This window comes from Halofilum ochraceum (assembly GCF_001614315.2).
In the GTDB taxonomy this organism is placed as follows: Bacteria; Pseudomonadota; Gammaproteobacteria; order XJ16; family Halofilaceae; genus Halofilum; species Halofilum ochraceum.
The window spans coordinates 434,884-448,255 of record NZ_LVEG02000004.1; the positions used below are offsets into that span (position 1 = coordinate 434,884).

At 64.0% G+C, this 13,372-nt stretch carries 12 protein-coding genes; 4 read left to right on the forward strand and 8 right to left on the reverse strand.

Annotation, left to right across the window (positions count from 1 at the left end):
- From A0W70_RS06060 to A0W70_RS06075, 4 genes are all read right to left on the reverse strand, one after another.
- Window positions 1-705, reverse strand: a complete 705-nt coding sequence (locus tag A0W70_RS06060) for an ABC transporter permease (protein ID WP_067561438.1) — start codon at window positions 703-705, stop codon at window positions 1-3.
- Window positions 706-785: 80 nt separating this feature from the next.
- The gene (locus A0W70_RS06065; RefSeq protein WP_217495395.1) at window positions 786-1,571 is read right to left on the reverse strand and encodes a transporter substrate-binding domain-containing protein; all 786 of its coding nucleotides are present in this window, start codon (window positions 1,569-1,571) and stop codon (window positions 786-788) included.
- Window positions 1,572-1,626: 55 nt separating this feature from the next.
- Window positions 1,627-2,454 carry an ABC transporter ATP-binding protein gene (locus tag A0W70_RS06070; protein ID WP_067561439.1) on the reverse strand — a complete coding sequence of 276 codons (828 nt, stop codon included), beginning with the start codon at window positions 2,452-2,454 and terminating at the stop codon, window positions 1,627-1,629.
- Between the two features lie 81 nt (window positions 2,455-2,535).
- Window positions 2,536-3,228, reverse strand: coding sequence for a TetR family transcriptional regulator C-terminal domain-containing protein (locus A0W70_RS06075; protein WP_070988389.1), 693 nt, complete (start codon window positions 3,226-3,228; stop codon window positions 2,536-2,538).
- A 113-nt stretch (window positions 3,229-3,341) separates the two neighbouring features.
- Here A0W70_RS06075 and A0W70_RS06080 point away from each other — a divergent pair, with 113 nt between their 5' ends.
- From A0W70_RS06080 to A0W70_RS06090, 3 genes are all read left to right on the forward strand, one after another.
- Window positions 3,342-4,535 (forward strand): pyridoxal phosphate-dependent aminotransferase, encoded by a 1,194-nt coding sequence (locus tag A0W70_RS06080; RefSeq protein WP_067561440.1) that lies wholly within the window; start codon window positions 3,342-3,344, stop codon window positions 4,533-4,535.
- Entirely contained in the window at window positions 4,528-6,144 is a 1,617-nt protein-coding gene (locus A0W70_RS06085) for a 5-guanidino-2-oxopentanoate decarboxylase (RefSeq protein ID WP_067561441.1), read from the forward strand. The genes A0W70_RS06080 and A0W70_RS06085 overlap by 8 nt, the downstream gene beginning before the upstream one ends.
- Window positions 6,145-6,581: 437 nt before the next feature.
- On the forward strand, window positions 6,582-7,151 hold the full coding sequence (locus tag A0W70_RS06090; protein ID WP_067561442.1) for an HD domain-containing protein: 570 nt from the start codon (window positions 6,582-6,584) through the stop codon (window positions 7,149-7,151).
- Window positions 7,152-7,639: 488 nt separating this feature from the next.
- Here A0W70_RS06090 and tmpA read toward each other — a convergent pair whose 3' ends face one another.
- Window positions 7,640-8,761: a 2-trimethylaminoethylphosphonate dioxygenase gene (tmpA, locus tag A0W70_RS06095; protein ID WP_067561444.1), complete on the reverse strand. Its 1,122-nt coding sequence runs from the start codon at window positions 8,759-8,761 to the stop codon at window positions 7,640-7,642.
- Between the two features lie 122 nt (window positions 8,762-8,883).
- Between tmpA and A0W70_RS06100 the strand changes: the two genes are divergently transcribed.
- A complete protein-coding gene (locus tag A0W70_RS06100) occupies window positions 8,884-9,858 on the forward strand; it encodes a GlxA family transcriptional regulator (protein ID WP_067561445.1) in 975 nt (324 codons plus the stop codon).
- Between the two features lie 9 nt (window positions 9,859-9,867).
- Here the strand turns inward: A0W70_RS06100 and A0W70_RS06105 are convergent, their stop codons facing one another.
- The 3 genes from A0W70_RS06105 to A0W70_RS16405 form a co-directional block, all read right to left on the reverse strand.
- Window positions 9,868-10,803: an alpha/beta hydrolase family protein gene (locus A0W70_RS06105; RefSeq protein WP_067561446.1), complete on the reverse strand. Its 936-nt coding sequence runs from the start codon at window positions 10,801-10,803 to the stop codon at window positions 9,868-9,870.
- Between the two features lie 348 nt (window positions 10,804-11,151).
- Window positions 11,152-12,372, reverse strand: a complete 1,221-nt coding sequence (locus tag A0W70_RS06110) for a hypothetical protein (protein ID WP_139150743.1) — start codon at window positions 12,370-12,372, stop codon at window positions 11,152-11,154.
- Window positions 12,373-12,502: 130 nt separating this feature from the next.
- On the reverse strand, window positions 12,503-13,153 hold the full coding sequence (locus A0W70_RS16405) for a GNAT family N-acetyltransferase (RefSeq protein ID WP_075109833.1): 651 nt from the start codon (window positions 13,151-13,153) through the stop codon (window positions 12,503-12,505).
- Window positions 13,154-13,372: the final 219 nt, after the last annotated feature.

Consider the following 13,372-nt stretch of genomic DNA (forward strand, 5'->3'; position numbering starts at 1 on the left):
TCAGACGCCCGGTTGCCCGCGGCGCACGCGCCGCTCGATCCGGTTGAAGAAGACGTTCGACGTCATCGTCATGAGCAGGTAGATCACCCCCGCGGCGGCGTAGAAAATGAAATAGGAGCGCGTGCTCGCCGCGGCCTGCTGGGTAGTGAAGAACAGCTCCTGGAAACCGACCACGCTGACCAGCGCCGTGTCCTTGACCAGGATGAGCCAGATGTTGGACATGCCACCGAGGGCGTTGGGCAGCATCTCCGGAAGGACGATCCTGCGGAAACGCTGGCGGCGGGTCATGCCGAAGGCGTCGGCCGCTTCGATATGGCCGCGCGGAATGGCGAGGATCGCGCCGCGGAAGATTTCGGTGAGATAGGCGCCCTCGACCACGGCGAGGACCGCGATCGCGGCGGCGAAACCGCTGATGTCATACGTGCCCTCGACCTCGAGCCATTGCAGCAGGGCGTTCAGCGCCTGCTGGCCCGAATAGTAGAGGATGATGATCAACAGCAGTTCGGGTACGGCCCGCACGATCGTCGTGTAGGCGGTCGCGAGGCCCTTCAGTGCGCGGCTGCCGCTGAGTTTCGCGGTCGCGCCGAGCAGGCCGAGCACCAGGCCGATCAGATAGGCGGCGATCGCCATCTGGATCGTCACGAGCGCGCCGTTGAGGATTGGGCCCGTCCACTCGAGCAGGCCGGAGCTACCGAAGGTTTCCATGGCGTGTCAGTCCATCCGCCGGTCCGTGGAAATCCCCGGCGGCGCCTGCGCGCCGCCGGGGCATGGGACCGCCGGGGCCGTCAGCCGCCGCAGATGTCCTGGTTGAAGTACTTCTGCGAGAGTTCGGCGCAGGTACCGTTTTCGATCACGGTGTGGATCGCCTCGCTCAGGGTCTTCTGCAGTTCGTTCTCACCCTCGCGCAGGCCGATGCCGATGCCCTCGCCGAAGGCGGGATGCTTCGGTGTCATGCCCTTGATCTCGTAGTTCTGCGCCTCTTCGCGCTCGACGAACTCGGCCATGGCGATCTGATCGGCGAGGATGACGTCGATGCGCCCGGCCATCAGGTCGCGGTTGACCTGCTCCTGCTTGTCATAGATGCGGATATCGGCGGCGATGTCGCGCAGCTCCTGGCGGGCGAAGTTGGCATGGGTGGTGGCCGCCTGCACACCGAGTACCTTGCCGGACAGATCCTCCGGCGGATCCAGGTTCATGCCTTTTTCCGCGACGTAGGCGCCGAGCGTGTAGTAGTACGGATCGGTGAAGTCGATCACCTTGTCCCGCTTCTCGGTGATCGACATCGAGGTCATGATGATATCGATCTTGTTCGAGGTCAGCGCGGGGATGATGCCGCTCCACGATGTCGGCGTGATCTTGCAGTCGTGTTCGATGCGTGCACAGATCGCCTCGGACAGCTCGACCTCGAAACCGGTCCAGCTGCCGTCCGAAGCCTTATAGGTGAACGGCGGATAGGGCTCGGCGGCGATACCGATCCGCAGTGTCTCGGCCGCCGCCGGTGCGGATGCGCCGAGCATCAGCAGGGCGCTACCGAGAGCGCCGAAGAGCCTTTTCTTCATCGTGCTCATCATGTCTTACCTCCTGGGTTGATCGACCCGTGGGCCATCTTGCGCCGTGGCCTCGCGTTCAGGCCACGGCGGATACGAACTGCCGGCAGCGTTCGCTGTCGGAGTGCTCGAATACGTGTTGTGGCGAGCCCTGCTCCTCGACCAGGCCGTCGTGCAGGAAAACCACCTGGCTCGAGACGTCGCGCGCGAAGCCCATCTCGTGGGTCACCATCACCATTGTCCGGCCCTCGTCGGCAAGGCCGCGGATCGCGCGCAGCACCTCGCCGACCAGTTCCGGGTCGAGGGCCGAGGTGGGCTCGTCGAACAGCAGCACGCGCGGCTCCATGGCCAGCGCGCGCGCGATCGCCGTGCGCTGCTGCTGGCCGCCGGAGAGGAAGGCGGGATACTGATCGCGCTTGTCCGACATGCCGACCTTCTCGAGGTAGGCCTCGCCGCGCTCGATCGCCTCCTTCTTCGACATGCCGAGCACGTGGACCGGGGCCTCGATGACATTGCCGAGTACGGTCAGGTGGGGCCAGAGGTTGAATTGCTGGAATACCATCGCGACCCTGGTGCGCAGGCGCTGCACCCTGGCGCGGTCCGAGGCGACGGCGAGGCTGTCCTGATCGCGCTCGAACCGCAGCTGTTCGCCGGCGATCAGCAACTCACCATGATCGGGGATCTCAAGCAGATTGAGGCAGCGCAGAAGCGTGCTTTTGCCGGAGCCGCTGGCGCCGATGATCGACATCACACTGCGCTCCTCGGCGGACAGTGTGACGCCGCGAAGGACCGACAACGGCCCGAACTTCTTCTCGAGGTCAGTGACGCGGACGGCCGGCTCCTCGGCGGTGGTATCCCCGCTTGCGAGGGCCGGTTCGTCCGGGGTGGTTCCATCCTTCTGCGGCATGTTTACCCCCTGTGACACGGATAGACTCGCACACAGTTGAACAACTGTTCAAGCGCTATCTCCGGCTCATGGCGTCCCGGTTTACCTCTCGCCTCGCGCCGACGCGGGCGCCCCGTCCGCCGGCGCGGTCGGCGACAGGCCGGTCGCGAGCAGGCCGTCGAGGCAGGCCTCGCAGATCCGCACGGCCTCCTCGGGTGAGAAGGTGCGCGGGTTGAGGCACCACTCGACCCACAACCCGTCGAGGACCCCGGACAGGCCGATGGCGGTGAGCCGCACGTCCAGCGGACGGTCCGGGCGTTCGCGGGCGAGTTCCGCGAGAAGCCCTTCGAGGGTCTGCAGATACATACGGTAGGTGCGGTCGTGGACTGCGGCAACCGAGTGCGACTGGTGGGTCATGCTCCAGAAGGAGAGCCAGACCCGCAGCAGGCCGGCATCGAGATTCACCGACGAGAATGAGGCCTGAAAGAAACCGGACAGGCGATTGCGGGCATCGCCGCCCGCGCGCTCCATCTCATCGCGCAGGGTCGCGAGCAGATCGTTCGCCACGCGCTCGTAGACGTCGGCGATCAACGCCTCCTTGCCGCTGTAATAGTGGTTGATCAGGCCAACCGAGACATCCGCCTCCCGGCAGATCGTGCGGATGGATGTCTTCTCGGCGCCGTGTTCGGCAAGGCAGCGCAGGGTCGCCTCCATGAGCGCCTGGCGGCGCTCGTCGGGGGTCTGCCGTCGAAACTTGCGCAGCGGGCCGTCCGCGGCAGTCTCGTCATTGGTCATCCTTTGCCGCTCCCGATGGCCGAGCCCGATGCGCGGCCCGACCGCTTTTGTTGAACGATTGTTCAGTAGCCGGCTAGAATGCCGGTCCAAGGGCGCACCGGAGATCATACCGCATGGAGTACTCACCACTAGTCGATCGCATCGCCGGGGAGGGCGCGGCTGCCTGGGATATCCACCAGCAGGGCGTCGAGCGTCAGGCCAACGGGGAAGACGTCATCGTGCTCAGCGTCGGGGATCCCGACCTGGATACGCCGGCTCCGATTGTCCAGGCGGCGATCGATGCGCTCCACGCCGGTGATACCCACTATCCGCCGGCCCTCGGTGAATGGCCGCTGCGCGAGTTGATCGCCGAGCACTTCACGAGTACCGGCGCTCGTGTCGGCCCGGAGAATGTCGCCGTCGTCTCCGGCGCACAGAATGGCCTGTGCTTCGCCTCCATGCTGCTGTTCCAGCCGGGCGACGAGGTGATCGTCCTGCAGCCGAACTACGTGACCTACGAGGCCACGATCGGTCTCTCCGGCGCAACACAGGTGGGTGTGGCCACGCGCGAGGCGGACGGTTTCCGGCCGGACGCCCGGGCCATCGAGGCCGCGGTCACGTCGCGCACGCGGGCGCTGCTGATTACCAATCCGAACAACCCGACCGGCGTGGTCATGACGCCAGCCGAACTCGAGGCGATCGCCGACATCGCCCGCCGCCACGACCTGTGGGTGGTGAGCGATGAGGTCTACTCGATGCTTACCTTCGGCACGCCTCACTACAGTATCGCCGCGCTGCCGGGGATGGCCGAGCGCACCGTTACCGTTTCCAGCCTGTCGAAGTCGCACGCCATGACCGGCTGGCGCAGCGGGTGGATCATCGGCCCGACCTCGCTGATGAGCCACGCCGAGAACCTGTCGCTGTGCGTTCTGTACGGGTTGCCGGGCTTCATCCAGCGCGCGGCGATCGCGGGCCTTCGGCAGGCGAATGAGATCGCCGCCGACATGCGCGCCATCTACCGGCGCCGCCGGGACCTGGTCGTGGAATCCCTCGCGGCGGTGCCCAACCTGCGGGTGGTCACCCCCGATGCCGGCATGTTCGTGATGCTGGATGTCCGTGACACCGGGCTGTCGGCGGCGGATTTCGCCTGGCGCCTGTTGCGCGAGCACGGCGTGTCCGTACTCGACGGCACCGCCTTCGGGCCGAATGCGGCCGGTTATTTACGCCTGTCGTACACGCTGGATGAACAACGTCTCGCGGAGGGATGTCGCCGGATCGAGGCGTTCGCCACTTCCCTCACCGACAATGCGGAGCATGCCGATGTCTGAGAATGCGCGTCCCGGACCCTGGATCCTCGGTTTGCTGGAAGCCCGCGGCGTCGAACGCGTGTTCGGCGTTCCAGGGGTGCACACGATCGCACTCTACGACGGCCTCGCCGACAGCCCTATCGAGCACGTGACGCCGCGCCACGAGCAGGGGGCCGGTTTCATGGCCGATGCCTATGCGCGCGTCTCCGGAAAGCCCGGCGTGTGCTTCGTGATCACCGGGCCGGGCCTGACCAATATCGCCACCGCGATGGGGCAGGCGTACGCCGATTCCGTGCCCATGCTCGTGCTCTCCAGCGTCTCGGACCGTCGCCATCTCCGGCGGGGTCTGGGCCAGCTCCACGAACTGCGTGACCAGCAGGCGCTGGCCGCTGGCGTGAGCGCATTCAGCCAGACCCTGCATTCCCTCGCTGATCTGCCCGCTGCACTCGATCGCGCGTTCGCGGTCTTCTCGGGGGAACGCCCGCGCCCGGTGCACATCGAAATTCCGCTCGATCTCTGGCACGAGGCACCGCCGACGGATGCGCCGTCGACGGCCGCGGTCCCGGCCCGGATCCAGCCGGCACCCGGACTCATTGCCGAGGCCGTGCAGCGCTTGTCGGGCGCGCGGCGTCCGTTGATTCTCGCCGGTGGCGGGGCGACCCGCGCGCAGCCCGAACTGCGCGCACTGGCCGAACGCCTCGATGCACCCGTGGTCATGACCGTCAACGGCCGCGGCCTGCTGGCCCCCGACCATCCGCTGGCGGTGCCGGCAAGCCCGTCCCTGGAGGCGGTGCGGGAACTGATGGCCGCCAGCGATGCCATCCTCGCGGTCGGCACCGAACTCGGGCCGACCGATTACGATATGTACGAGCGCGGCATGCCCGAGCTGCCGGGGCCGTTGCTCCGCCTCGATATCGATCCGGTACAGATGACCCAGCCGCGCGTCGCCGATGTGCCGCTCACCGGCGATGCGGGGATCACGCTCGTCGCGCTGCTGGAGGGGCTCCCGGAGGGGACGGGGCAGGGGCATGACGGCGCCGGCCGCGCCGAGCGCACCCGCGAAGCGGCGCGGGCAAGCCTCGAGTCCCCGATGCAGCGCGGTATCGAGTTTCTGGAGGCCGTCCGGGATACGCTCCCGGAGGCCATCATGGTCGGCGATTCGACCCACCCGATCTACGCCGGCAACCTGTACTTCGCGGCCGCCCGGGTCGGCAGCTGGTTCAACTCGGCGACCGGTTACGGCACGCTCGGCTACGCCCTGCCGGCCTCGCTGGGCGCCTCGCTGGCCGCACCCGATCGCCCGATCGTGTGCCTGGTCGGCGACGGCGGCCTGCATTACACCCTCGGCGAGATCGCCTCGATCCGAGATCAGGACCGCCCCGTCATCGTTCTGCTCTGGAACAACGCCGGCTTTGGCGAGATCCGGCTGGCGATGGAGGCCGAGCACGTGACGCCGATCGGCGTGGATCTGTTCGCACCGGATTTCGAGGCCCTCGCCAAAGCCTATGGCTACGCCTTTGAAGCGCCCACCGGGCTCGATCAGCTGCCGGAAGTGCTCACGGCGGCGGCCGGGCGTCACGAGCCGACGCTCGTGCGCCTCGATGAGGCGCGCATGCTCGCTGAAGACTGATCGGGGGCACCGTCCGTAGGCGCGTTTTCGCCGCAGGCGAACGCGCGCAGCACCGCTGTGGCGGATAACGTGTGCACGGCATTCATGGCGCCTCGGCGCGCCGCGCGCATTCGAACGGCGCTCGGCCGCGCCGTTCGAAGACGCGCCTACGGACCGAACACAAGTATGCAGGCCGGCTTTGCGCGGTCCGTGACGGTGAATACTCGCCGGGGCGTGCCACCGCGCAATGCCGGCATTCCCCGGCGGCGGTTGATGGTGCATGTCTGGAGTCGGCCGGGCGCCGGGAAAGGCCGGCCTACACACCTCCCGGGGCCCCGCTGCCGGTGAGCTTTGTCCTATACCGTCCATATCCGGCGGAATCCGGCAAGTGGACGAATGCCCGGATCCGTACAGTGCCATCCCTGACCCCCATACCGAACCCAACCGGAGGTACAGCGATGCAGACCGTGAGTTTTACGCGGATGGAAGACGGTACCCAGGCGGACTATGAGTTCCTGGACCGCCTCGCCGAGCAGCAGAAGGAAGAGCTCGTCGACAACATCATGAAAGAACTGCACGCGCTCTCTGGGTCGTTCGAGGGGTATCAGATCGATCGTCTCGAACATGTCGTTCAGAGCGCGACGCGAGCGTACCACGATGACAAGGACGAAGAGTACGTCGTCTGCGCGCTGCTGCACGACATGGGCGATCATCTCTCGCCCGATAATCACAGCGAATACGCCGCGGCGATCCTTCGTCCGTATGTATCCGAGGCGAACTACTGGATGGTGAAACACCACGGCGCCTTCCAGATGTACTACTACGCTCACCACCTGGGCGGCGATCGCCACGCCCGTGAGGCCTTCCGCGACAGCCCGTATTTCGACCGAACCGAAGCGTTCACGTATTACTACGACCAGAACTGCTTCGACCCGGACTACGAAAACCTGCCGCTCGAATTCTTTGAACCGATGCTGCGCCGCATCTTCGCGCGCGAGCCGTTCGGGGAGCATGTGCAGGCGGAGTAAGGCGTCTCACGCGGAGGCGCAGAGTTCGCGGAGAAAACAACCTGGATCGGCGATGCCGATTGAAGCCTGCAGAGGTTTCAACGGTTTTGTTGGGTATCGCTTCGCTCAACCCAACCTACGGTCTTCTGAAAGCCGTATGGAGGCATCAGGGATTTCGCGAGACGCTTCATGCGGATCGCAGGCCAGTTCACGACACGACATTCGTTTCCGTAAACGTAGGTTGGGTTGAGCGAAGCGATACCCAACGCATCCCGTACACGCGACCGCGCCGCAATTCACGGGCTTTCAAAGCAGTGCGTGCCAAACCTCAATTTGCTTTTTCCTGGCGTGCCTGGGTGTCGGCGAGATAACGGTTTTCCTCTGCGCCCTCCGCGGCTCTGCGTGATGCGCTTTCCCGGGAAAATGCGAAAGAACAAAAAAATCCGCCCGGCGGGAGACACCGGGCGGAGCTGGCGAATCGGGTTGTTGGTCTCTCGCGGACCGTCTGATCAACCCCGCCCATGCTCACGGGCCAGGACCTTGCGGCGACTGCCGACGCTGTCGCGGTCCATGTAGCACTGGCGCATGTGCCGGTGACCGGTGCCGGGTTTGTAACCGGCGCGGCCGTGGAACAGACGGAAGTTGTCCATGATCAACAGATCGCCCGGTTCCAGCTTGAAATGGAGCTGGAAGGCCGGGTCGTTGACCAGATCGGTCATCTGCCGCCGCGCCCGGTAGTAGCGGTCGAGCAGATCGGGATCCCCGGCCGCCACGGCATCGGTGCGGTTCGACATGCGCACCTGGCGCACGCGCCCGCGGTCATCGAGCTCGATCAGCGGGCCGCTGTTCTCGAGGATCGTGTCGTCATCGACGTAGGTGAAATCCGGCCGCACCTGCGTCAGCGCCTCGAATTCTTCCGGAGCGGTCCGCTGCAGTTCCTCCGCGATCCGGAAACCATCGGTTACGGTGGAATCACCGCCCTCGGCATCGTTCACGAGGCAGTGCAGGAAGATGTAGCCGGGTACGGGCTCGCGGTAGGGGTTGTCCGTGTGCGGCTCGAGGGCCCGCGTGGTCATGGTGAGGTCAAACGCGTCCGGGATGGCCTTCACATCCGCCACGCCGCCCCAGTTGGTCCGACGCATCGGGCCAATCTTCTCGACGACTTCGGCGACGGCGTCCATTTCCGGCGGCACGTTACGGACCACGACGAAGGCATGGCGTCGCAGCTGTTCGAGCATGTCGTAGAGCGCCGCGCTATTGTCCTTTGCCACCGACCAGTCGGCCTCGGGAATCGGATCCAGTGTGGCGTCCCACGTCACGATGTCGTCGCGTTCGTCCTTTTTGCGGGTCGCGAGCGTTTCCTCAAGGGCGTCCAGCCCGAATGGCGCGACGTGACCGTCAGAGAAGGTTACCTCGACGCGGTCGCCGTCGGCCCGGGCATCGGTCACCGCGGTTTCCAGCGGCAGTGACCAGGCGTCGAGCAGGCGCTGACCGGTTTTGGGGTCATGGCACTCGGCACACGGGCAGCGCTCGCGCAGCCACAGCGGGTGCAGTTCGCGCACCGAGCCGTCGCGCAGCACCAGCGTGAGACGGCCATTCGCGACCTCGGTGCGACTCGCCGTTGCGGTCATGAGCGGTCCTCCTTTCTCATCGGGAACGGCAATCATCATAGAAGCCCTGGCTTAGGGACTCTTGTCTTTTCTTCTCTTTTATCGGCAGGATAAGTCAAGCCTAATCCCCGGAGCAGGGGGCCATGCTGCAACGAGAAGAACAGGAATCCCCACGGCGAATCGGCTTCCTGCTGCTGCCGAAGTTCTCGCTGATCGGCCTGCTGTCGGCCATCGAGCCGCTGCGCGGGGCCAACCGTACGCTCGGCTATACCGCCTACAGCTGGCATTTCTTCTCGGTGGATGGTGAGCCGGTGGCCGCCAGTAACGGAATCCCGATCGCGCCCGAGGCCGGTATCGAGGCGATCGATCACTTCCCCTGCCTGAGCGTGCTCGCCAGTTACGATCCGCTGGCCGCCGCCGGACGGCCGCTGTATCGATGGCTGCAGCGGCTCTATCGACAGGGGACCGAGCTCGGGGGCTTCGAGACAGGCACGGTCGTGCTCGCCGAAGCGGGACTGCTCTCCGGACGCCGGGTCACGCTGCATTGGGAAACGCTGGAGGCGTTCCGGGAGCGCTGGCTGGACATCGATGCCCGCGACTCACTCTATGAAATCGACGGCCCGATCTTTACCTGCTCGGGCGCCACCGCCGGCATGGACCTGATGCTGTACCTGATCGGCTTGCATCATTCGAGTACGGTCGCCGCCGATGTCGCCGATCAGTTCCTGCACACCGAGATCCGATCCGCCGGTGCGCACCAGCGCATGGCGGCGGATACGCGCGTCGGCGCCTCGGATCCCGATCTGGTCCGGGTAACCGAAACGATGGAGGCCCACATCGAGAATCCGCTGTCGCTTGACGCCCTGGCGGCGGCTTGTGGTCTGAGCCGGCGACGTCTGGAACGGTTATTCAAACATCACCTCGATGATCCACCCCAGCGCTGGTACCTGCGGCTGCGGCTGGAGCGCGCCCGCCATCTGCTGCGCTACGGCGATCTGCCCGTGAACGAGGTCGCTGTTGCCTGCGGGTTCGGTTCGGCCGCCTATTTCACTCGCGCATACAAGGCCCGGTACGGATGGACGCCGAGCGCCGAGCGGGACACCGGCGTATGGCAGTAAGCGGGAGTGCTATTCCGACCAGCGTTCGTTGCCGCTTGCACGCCAACTCAGATAGGAAAAACTGTTCCGGTAGTTCTGATTGAATACCTTCGGCCGGTCGATAGAGGCTAGTGCCACTCCGGCGACAAAGGCCATATCGCCGACCGTGCGATAGTGCTGCTTCCCCGTCTCAAGATACAGCCAGGCGTACATGGGGGCGATGAGCAGATTCAGATCCGGTGCGGGAGAGTCGCCACCGACGTCCGGGACTGCGGGGACTGCGTAGCGGAATGAGCCGTAGAGGCGGGGCAAGCGGGTGGTGACGGTATCCGTGGCGTGGTTGACGACCCACATATGGTCGATCAATCGGTCGGCGAGTGCGCGCACGGCTCTCGGAATACGCTTATCCGCGTCTTTGTTGTCGACGGTGAGCTCATGATAATCGATCAGGGCGGAGGCCGTCAGACCCGCCATAAAGGCTTGGCAGAAACGCCATTGGGGGTCCTCCGTTCGGTACTGGCCGGTAGTCCATGCACGGATGTGTTGCAGGGCCATATCGACGTAGCGCTCGAGTGCGGCTGGCCGGCGGTCGAGGCCGCTGCGTTCGGCCATGACATGCGTTTCGATCATGTACGCGATTTCACGGCTGTAGGCTTGACGGTACCAGTGCCGGGCGTTGCTGTTCGTCAGCACGTCCGCGAATGGGCCGCGATCACGCAGCGCGCGCAGCGTGGCCAATGAATCTTCGTCACCGTTGCGACGGTAGTCGAGAGCAAGGCCATGGGGAAACCGCTCGTAGCCCGGGACGGTGAATCCAGGCCGAAGGTAAGCTTTGTATGCCGCCTCGGCTGCCTGAGCGTAGGTGTTCCAGGTGCCGGCGGAATCAGCAAAATGGTTGGCGGCCTGCAGAAATACCCGTTCGGAGTCGTAGTACCACGCCCGCGGCTCGGCATTCAGCTTGGCCAAGTCCGTTTCAATGAAGTGGCGACCGAGCTGGTGGCCCCGTCTCTCGAGTCGACGCTCCCAGTCTTTGGTCGCGTGCGCGAATTCAGCGGGACCGATTCGGCAGGCCGAGATCTCTACATGACCCTGGCAGATATCCGGAGGCGTTCGCGACGCGACTGCCGCCGGGAGCCAATGGGTCATTGCAGCCAACAGAGACAGCAGGCGTATGGTCGGTAGCCACCACAGGGATCTGGAAGTCACGAGCGATCCGCCATTTTTATGGCACGCGGGGGCTCCCTCGAAGGGGCATCCCGCGACTGTACCCCCGCACCGAATATGTCCGCGAGTTGCCCTGACTCCGTCGCGGCTTCAGTCCTCGACGGCAGAGGCGTCGTGTCGGCGCCACTCAACGTAGTCGAAACTGCTCCGAAAGTTCTGGTTGAATATTTTGTTCTGCTCGAGCGAGGCCATCGCGATGCCCCCGGCGAACACCGCGTCGCCCCGGTCGCGAAATCGGGCGGCGCCGGTTTGCGCGTAGAGCCACCCGTACATCGGAGCGATGAGGAGATTGAGGTCCGGTGCGGGATCCTCGGAGCCGACACCCTCCACTGAGGGCTGGACATATTCGAACGCGCCGAGCGTTGAGCTCTCGTGCGGATACCAGTCTCCACGGCTACCGCCGACACCGGCGACCCACATGGTCTGCCAGAGCCAGTCCGAAAGCGTTTCGATTCGAGCAAGGACGCGTGGATCGCGATCGCGGCCGGTGCTTTCGAGGTGATCGTCATATGCGATGAGCGCACTGGCCGTCAGGCCGGCCATGAATGCTTGACAGAAGCGCCACTGTTCATCGTTGTGGCCAAAATCACCGGTCAGCCAGGCGTCGATGTGATCAAGGGCCATGTCCACATAGAGATCTTTCCGATACGTCTGTGCCGGCGCACCGGCGCGCTCGGCCAGAACCTGGGTTTCAATGGCGTAAGCGATCTCGCGAGAATAGCGTGAGTCACGCCAAAGTCTGTTGTACGCCGGGTCTTCAGGAGTCGCGAATGCCCCGGTTTCCCGGAGTCGAAAAAGATACTCTCGGGACTGCTCGTCGCCGTTGCGTCGCCAGTCCATGAAAAGGCCGTGCGGGAACCGCATATAACCAGCGATCTGAAAGTCGTTTTTTTCGAGATACGTCTTGTAGGTGCTTTCAGCCGCATCCGCGTAGCGTTGCCAGGGGTCGTCATCGCCGGTGTAGTCGGCAATCTGCAGGAAAACCCGCTGGGCGTCGTAATACTGCATGTTGAGCTGCGCCTGGAAATTGCTTTCGCCGAGCAGGTCATCGCCGCGGCGCCGACCGTAGTCGACCATCGCGGCCTCCCACTCAGCCAGATCTGGTGGTCCATCGGCAGGGCTCGGATTGGCCTCTTGACGATTCTCCCGTCCACCGTCCGCCGCACAGCCGGCGACCGGAACAGTGACCGTCAGTGGTCGGTGGGGCCGCTCAGTCGCGGTACAGGCCAGGCCGATGAGCAGCGCAGCCAATGTCGGTGGCAACCAGCGCAGCCATCGCCAACCGGTCAAAACGCTCTGTTTGGTGGACATTGTTTTTCCATGGGCACCGGCCGCACGCCAGGTCATCGCACGGCATTGGGGGAAAATGTAGTCCACAAGCGGGCGCCGCGCCATGCCGTCACGCCCTTCGGGCACGTAATGGCGTTTGCCGGGGAGGTGGTCATTGGGCGCTTGGACGGGAGCGTTGTACTGCCTCTGACGTTACATCGTGCCTCATGTTGAATGGGCCAAGCGTTCTCGATTTTCCGGACTCCCGAAAACCGGCCCTCTTTACGGCCTTGATGGAAGCGATATTCTTGTCATGCACAACACAAAATATGCTCCGTACACCTTCAGAGCATAAGGCCTGTACGGTGTGAGTCAGTGCATGAGAACAGATTTTGTTTCCCCTGAATTCGGGCAAAGTCACCATATAGCCGATTTCCGCGCAATCTTCTCCAATTTTGAGGAATCGTGTCTTGGCATTCTCATGGAAGATCCAGTGGATATAAGCAACTTCTCCCTCCCAAAAACCCAGAATGAAGTCATGGGCATCATGAGTTTGATCGCAGTAAAACTCTTTGGGCAAATCACGGCTCTGACGAAATTCGTTCAGTCGTTTATGATCATTTCGGGTGAAACTCAGTGATTCCGGATCGGGAAGATAGACTGAACATCCGGTAGATTTCGTTACAAAGATTATGAACGTGTTGGTTCTCAACAAGCTGATGTAGAAAAATTCAGCGTATCCGCGCACGCCACCGCCATATCGCACATGCACGGTTTGACGAAGGTCGGTAAGCGTAAGTCTTATGGTATTCAGGATGTTCATTATGTTCGTATTGCCTGGAGGAAGTCGGGGTCCGGTTCCCGTCCATTCCGGGACGTCCATTCGTCAGGAGGCCGGGCCAATGAACAGTGCGGCCAACGTCGGGAAGACCAGCGCAGCCATGGGCAGCTGGTCAGAGCGTTCTCTCTGGTGGGCATTGTCGTCCCCATGGGCACCGGCCGCACGACAGGTAATAGCACCGCAATGGGATAAAATGTAGTC

Bases quoted from the DNA above. Each gene is read 5' to 3' on its own strand.
- A0W70_RS06060 (WP_067561438.1), bottom strand. From the start codon at position 705: ATGGAAACCTTCGGTAGCTCCGGCCTGCTCGAGTGGACGGGCCCAATC.
- A0W70_RS06110 (WP_139150743.1), bottom strand. From the start codon at position 12,372: ATGTCCACCAAACAGAGCGTTTTGACCGGTTGGCGATGGCTGCGCTGG.
- tmpA (WP_067561444.1), bottom strand. From the start codon at position 8,761: ATGACCGCAACGGCGAGTCGCACCGAGGTCGCGAATGGCCGTCTCACG.
- A0W70_RS06100 (WP_067561445.1), top strand. From the start codon at position 8,884: ATGCTGCAACGAGAAGAACAGGAATCCCCACGGCGAATCGGCTTCCTG.
- A0W70_RS06070 (WP_067561439.1), bottom strand. From the start codon at position 2,454: ATGCCGCAGAAGGATGGAACCACCCCGGACGAACCGGCCCTCGCAAGC.
- A0W70_RS06080 (WP_067561440.1), top strand. From the start codon at position 3,342: ATGGAGTACTCACCACTAGTCGATCGCATCGCCGGGGAGGGCGCGGCT.
- A0W70_RS16405 (WP_075109833.1), bottom strand. From the start codon at position 13,153: ATGAACATCCTGAATACCATAAGACTTACGCTTACCGACCTTCGTCAA.
- A0W70_RS06090 (WP_067561442.1), top strand. From the start codon at position 6,582: ATGCAGACCGTGAGTTTTACGCGGATGGAAGACGGTACCCAGGCGGAC.
- A0W70_RS06065 (WP_217495395.1), bottom strand. From the start codon at position 1,571: ATGATGAGCACGATGAAGAAAAGGCTCTTCGGCGCTCTCGGTAGCGCC.
- A0W70_RS06085 (WP_067561441.1), top strand. From the start codon at position 4,528: ATGTCTGAGAATGCGCGTCCCGGACCCTGGATCCTCGGTTTGCTGGAA.
- A0W70_RS06075 (WP_070988389.1), bottom strand. From the start codon at position 3,228: ATGACCAATGACGAGACTGCCGCGGACGGCCCGCTGCGCAAGTTTCGA.